6 protein-coding genes and 1 tRNA gene are annotated in these 5,412 nt (G+C 51.6%); 6 read left to right on the forward strand and 1 reads right to left on the reverse strand.

Annotated elements, in window-relative coordinates; translation table 11 throughout:
- The 4 genes from P3X23_RS11290 to P3X23_RS11305 all read left to right on the forward strand — a co-directional run.
- On the forward strand, positions 1-462 hold a 462-nt coding region (locus P3X23_RS11290; protein WP_300876813.1), incomplete at its 5' end, for a DUF3611 family protein.
- A gap of 24 nt (positions 463-486) precedes the next feature.
- Positions 487-1,191 (forward strand): orotidine-5'-phosphate decarboxylase, encoded by a 705-nt coding sequence (gene pyrF / locus P3X23_RS11295; protein ID WP_300876815.1) that lies wholly within the window; start codon positions 487-489, stop codon positions 1,189-1,191.
- Between the two features lie 52 nt (positions 1,192-1,243).
- A tRNA-Val gene (locus tag P3X23_RS11300) sits at positions 1,244-1,315 on the forward strand.
- Positions 1,316-1,380: 65 nt separating this feature from the next.
- Positions 1,381-1,713: a hypothetical protein gene (locus tag P3X23_RS11305; RefSeq protein WP_300876818.1), complete on the forward strand. Its 333-nt coding sequence runs from the start codon at positions 1,381-1,383 to the stop codon at positions 1,711-1,713.
- Here the strand turns inward: P3X23_RS11305 and glmU are convergent.
- Positions 1,710-3,059: a bifunctional UDP-N-acetylglucosamine diphosphorylase/glucosamine-1-phosphate N-acetyltransferase GlmU gene (gene glmU, locus P3X23_RS11310; protein WP_300876821.1), complete on the reverse strand. Its 1,350-nt coding sequence runs from the start codon at positions 3,057-3,059 to the stop codon at positions 1,710-1,712. The genes P3X23_RS11305 and glmU overlap by 4 nt on opposite strands.
- 220 nt (positions 3,060-3,279) lie before the next feature.
- Here glmU and P3X23_RS11315 point away from each other — a divergent pair, with 220 nt between their 5' ends.
- Positions 3,280-4,008, forward strand: a complete 729-nt coding sequence (locus P3X23_RS11315) for an HpsJ family protein (RefSeq protein WP_300876823.1) — start codon at positions 3,280-3,282, stop codon at positions 4,006-4,008.
- A 28-nt stretch (positions 4,009-4,036) separates the two neighbouring features.
- A complete protein-coding gene (locus tag P3X23_RS11320) occupies positions 4,037-5,203 on the forward strand; it encodes a SpoIID/LytB domain-containing protein (protein WP_300876825.1) in 1,167 nt (388 codons plus the stop codon).
- Positions 5,204-5,412: the final 209 nt, after the last annotated feature.

A 5,412-nucleotide genomic window follows, 5' to 3' on the forward strand; every position in this document is an offset into this window, starting at 1 on the left:
CTATTGATTATTATTATTGTTGTTTTTAGTCGCCAATTTAATATCAATCGTCCGCCTAACGGCATGAATAGTCCCACATTGGGTCTAGTGCTGGCAATTATTGGCTTAGTGTTTTTGGGCGTGAGTATTTACTGCTGCTATCGCTATCCACAACTAGGACGGCGCTTGGATCAACCGCAAAAACGCCCGACCAAAGAGCACGTCATCCGCAGTTTGAATATTGGTCTCTGGGTGAATATTGCTGGAATGATTTTCACTGTGGCAGCCGCAGAGTGGAATGTGGGGATGTTGTTGCTCAAGGTGCTGTCCATTCCTCAGGGGGCGGCGGTCTATGCCACGAATGTCTTGATTGAGCCCCTAGAAATTTTTGTGATTCAGGCGAAGGTAAATACGATTGCGGCTCAGTTGACGGGTATTATTGTGGCACTGTGGTTGTTGCGCTGTGTGCGCCGTCCAACGTGAATTGTCTGAGGAGATCCAAAAAACTTGTTTGATTCCCAAGAGGCTGTGGCTAGCAAAATTATTGTGGCCTTGGATGTGCCTAATTTGGAAGTGGCGATCGCTACCATTCATAGGCTGCCCCAGGTGCAATTTTGGAAAGTGGGGCTAGAACTTTTTTGTGCCAGTGGGCCGATTATTCTTGATGTGCTCAAGGATCAGGGGAAGCGCATCTTTCTTGATTTGAAGCTCCACGATATTCCCAATACGGTGGCAGCTGCCGCACGGGCGATCGCCCCCTATGGGGTGGACTTTCTAACCATCCACACCGCCACGGGGTTAGCGGGTCTGAAAACCGCTCAGGCGGCTTTAGAAGACAGTACCACTCAACTCATCGGTGTTACATTGCTCACCAGCATTGACACAAGTACCCTACAGCAGGAACTGCAAATTCCCCTTGATCTCCCTACCTATGTTGAATGCATGGCCGATCTCGCCCATGAAGCGGGACTGTCAGGAATTGTCTGCTCTCCTCAAGAGGCCGCACGGGTAAAACAACGCTGGGGAGAGGAATTTTTGAGAATTTGCCCAGGGATTCGTCCCCTGGGTACCGCAGCAGGAGATCAAGCGCGATCGCTCACACCGAATGCCGCCTTTGCTGCCGGTGCGTCCTACTTGGTGATTGGCCGCCCCATTTTACAAGCAGCGGATCCTGCCGCCGCCTTTGATGAAATTTGCCGCAGCCTTGTTTGAGCGATTTACAAAAGCCTGCAATCCAAGATATGATTAAAAATTGTCTGAACTAGGGCGATTAGCACAGTGGTAGCGCACTTCCTTCACACGGAAGGGGTCACTGGTTCGAATCCAGTATCGCCCATCCTTCGAGTCAAGTTATAAGATAAACGTTATTAGATGAATTTAGGACTTCTTTAGGACTTCGCCATGAGTACCCCAATTCCGCCGATTCAGCTTCCCCCCTGTGGTGACTGCACTGCGGATGCGGAATGGTTGGAGCAAGCCCTCCTCCATTGGCTCAACACCGAGTATTTGCCGGAGGCCGTGAATCTGGCGATCGCCCAGCGAGCTGCCCAAGTGTATCGGCGTCAGCGGTTGGAAGGGGAGCATGATCTAGGGGGTATTCTCTTGGCACTGGTCACTGAGCTGCAAGAATTTGATTTTTCCCAAAGCTTCTACAGCGAGTTTGCGGTGGCCAACGCGGTGAGTGATTTGCTGCTGCAGCGGCTCGGCATTGAACCCTGCTGTGGTAAGGGCTAGGCTTTGGGTTGCCAGTTGGGTTTAACCACCTGACGGCAGCGGGCAATGACAAGGGCATTATCCGGGACATCTTCAGTAACTGTTGAACCCGCCGCCACCGTGACATTTTCCCCAAGGGTTACCGGAGCAACTAAAACGCTGTTAGCACCCGTCTTGGTACCGCTACCGATATGGGTCGGGTGTTTGTGCACGCCATCATAGTTGGCAGTAATTGTTCCTGCCCCGATATTCACGCGATCGCCCAAAGTGGCATCGCCCAAGTAAGCAAGATGAGAAGCCTTGGTGTCACTTCCTAACTGGGCTTTTTTCAGCTCAACAAAGTTGCCAATGCGACAGTGATCGGCGACCACACTTTGCTGGCGAATATGGACAAAAGGTCCCACTTGGGTATCATTGCCAATCTCACTGTCACTAATTACGGCATAGCGCACCGTCACCCGTTCGCCAATCACACTATTTTCGATCAAAGTGCCGGGGCCAATAAGACTACCACTACCAATGCGGGTTTGGCCGCGCAGATGGGTTTGGGGTTCAATCACCACATCGGCTGCTAATTCCACAGTGTCCTCAATCGTAGTACTTGCAGGATCAATGAGCGTGACGCCTGCCTGCATCCAAGCTTTTTTGATTCGATTTTGCAGGACCTGATAAGCGGCTGCTAACTGAACGCGATCGTTGACGCCCAAAATTTCCTCATAGTCTTCCACATCCACCGCCATTACCGGACTGAGGGCATTGACGGCATCGGTGAGGTAGTATTCCTGCTGATCATTATTGGCCTGGAGATGGGGCAAAACCTGAGCCAATTGCGGCCAGTGAAAACAATACACCCCAGCATTGATGCGGCGGTTTTGTTTTTGGGCGGTGGTGCAATCGCGATCTTCGATAATCTGCTTCAGGATATTCTGACTATCACAAATTACGCGACCATAGCCTTGGGGATTGGGAATTTGTGCCGTTAAAATGGTGGCCGCATTGTTGTGTTTCTGGTGCACTTCTAACAAATGCGCCAGTGTTTGACCTCGCAATAGGGGCACATCGCCATTGAGTACCAAAAGATGACCTTCATAGTCTTTGAGGTAGGGCAAAAGTTGCTGCACCGCATGGCCAGTTCCCAGTTGTTCTCTCTGTTCGACAAATTCCAATTGGGGCTGATCCGCTAAAGCCGCACGAACAGCGTCTCCCCCATAGCCAATAATCACAAACTGTCGTTGCGGCTGCAAAGACCGAACTTGGTGCAAAACCCAACCCACTAGCGATCGCCCACCGAGGGGATGGAGAACTTTTGGCAGGGAGGATTTCATCCGTGTGCCTCGTCCTGCCGCTAAGACTGCCACAATGACCATGGATTTGTTGTGCCTCAATGAGCAAAGGGATGGCGAAGCAACAATACTGGAGGGAAGTGTGCCCTTCAACCCAGCAGCAGCGCCATACACAATTGGAGTATACCAAGGTTGCGGTGACCAAAGGTAGCGGCTCTACAGGTGAGTCTGTTCCCATAACATGAATCAACAGCACTAAAATCCAGTAAGGTTGATGCAGTAGTTGACGAGTCATTCACAGTCCATGACCGCTTCAAAATCAACCCAGCGACCTGTCCCCTTGGCGGCTCAGTTCCTGAAACTGGTGGGAATTATCCTACTGCTGACCTTTCTAACAGAGTGGGGCATCCTTTTTATTGCTCCCCAGTTCAATAACAGCCAGTGGCAACTCACGGTCGTCAACCAATTCATTGAGCGCGGTGCCACTCCTTTGATTGGATTTGTCTTTATCTACACGGGCTTTTGGATTCAAGCAGTCTCCGGGAGTGCCACCCAGCCGCAGCCGGGGGAACCTGCCCTGAAGGATTGGCGATTTTGGGTCTTTGTCCTCTCCAGTTTGTTGGGATTGCTCTGCCTGCTGGGGATTCCTCTTTACCTATCAATTACAGGTCAAATTACGGAACAGGCAGTGAACCAAATTAATCAAGAGGCAGCACAGGCGGAAATCCGGGTTGAGCAGGAACAACAGCAAATCAAACAACTGGCCAGTAGCGGTCAACTGGAGCAGCTCCTCAAGAGCAATCAACTGCCCCCAGAGCAACGGGCAATTCTGGAGCAATTAAAAAAAGACCCTCAAGCCCTCGATAAACAAGCGGGTCAGGCACGGGAGCGTATCCGCAGCCAACAACAGGAAGCTGTCAACCGGGCGCAACAGGAAGCCTTTGTGAATCGTCTAAGGGTAAGCATTCGTAGTTTTCTATTGGCGGTGGGCTTCATTACCATTGGTTGGAGTGGTCTGCGGGAACACCGCTAAGAACTGCCCTCCATTTGAGGAGTGAAATATGCTTTACCTGATTGTGCGTTGGCGTTTTCTCTCGCAGTCGGTGGGTCTGGGCTGCTTGATGAGCCTGCTCCTACAACTTACGGCTGCAGCAGTGGAATTGCGGGTCGCGGTTCTGGATCGGGTACGTCAAGTAACAATTAGTAGCTCAACGCCGGCACAATTACGGGATGAAGCGGGTCGAGTCCTAACAGTAGCACCACAGCAGAGTATTACGGCTGTCCTCACGGGGTTGGGGATACAAGCAGGGGGTGTGCGGGGACGGCAAATTTTTCTGGAGCCGCGAGACAATGGCCTTGTGCGGGTGGGCGATCGCTGGTATCGCGGGCGGTTGCAACTGGTGAGTACCAGTGAGGGTATTATCGCCATCAACCTAGTGGATTTAGAGGAGTATCTGCCGAGTGTGGTGGGCAAAGAAATGTATCCCTCTTGGCCACTGGAAGCCCTCAAAGCCCAAGCAGTGGCCTCTCGTTCCTTTGCTCTTTTTCGGCGCGATCGCGAGCGCCGTCGTCCGGGCAGCCTTTTCGACGTCGGTGCCACGGTGACCCATCAGGTGTATTTAGGAGTGAGCTCAGAAACCGCCAGTACCTTGGCTGCCGTTGCAGCCACCCGCGGTCAAGTGCTGACATACAACGGTCGTATTATTGAAGCAGTTTTTCATGCCTCCTCAGGGGGACATACCGAAAATTCGGAGTTTATTTGGCAAAAAGTGGTGCCTTACCTGCGTGCTGCTCCTGATTTTGACCAAGTCTCCCCCAACTTTCAGTGGACAGTTCGTTTTACCGCAGTACAACTCCAACAACGCCTCCCCGGTATTGGTACAATCATTAACTTTCGCCCTTTGCAATTGACACCCCAAGGGCGGATCATGTCAGTACAAGTTATCGGCACTACAGGTAGCCGTACGATTTCAGGCAGTGAACTACGGCGGATTTTGGGACTACGTAGTACTCTCCTAACAATTACGCCAGAGTACGGCAATGTGGCCAGTCAAACAGGACAAAGTGTGCCGGTGGCCTTTACGATGACGGGTCGGGGTCACGGTCATGGCTTGGGCATGAGCCAATGGGGGGCTTATGGTATGGCACTGCAGGGCTACACTTACGACCAGATTTTGACCCACTATTACCAAGGCGCGACACTAAGTACACTATCCACTACCCGTTAAACACTACAGCATTGCCCATGCCCAAGAGGCCTGCACTTGTGCCCCATAACCCAGGCGGCGCGACTCCCAGTATTAAAAACTCTATGCCCAGTTTCCCCAAACCTTAATAGACCTCTAGGGTCTAACCTCATGTGACGCATACCGCATTGTCACTAGATAAAAGAAACAACCGACTAGACACTTCGATAAGTGTTAGTCACCACAAGACA

Origin of the sequence: Thermosynechococcus sp. Uc (genome assembly GCF_029335995.1) — a bacterium.
In the GTDB taxonomy this organism is placed as follows: domain Bacteria; phylum Cyanobacteriota; class Cyanobacteriia; order Thermosynechococcales; family Thermosynechococcaceae; genus Thermosynechococcus.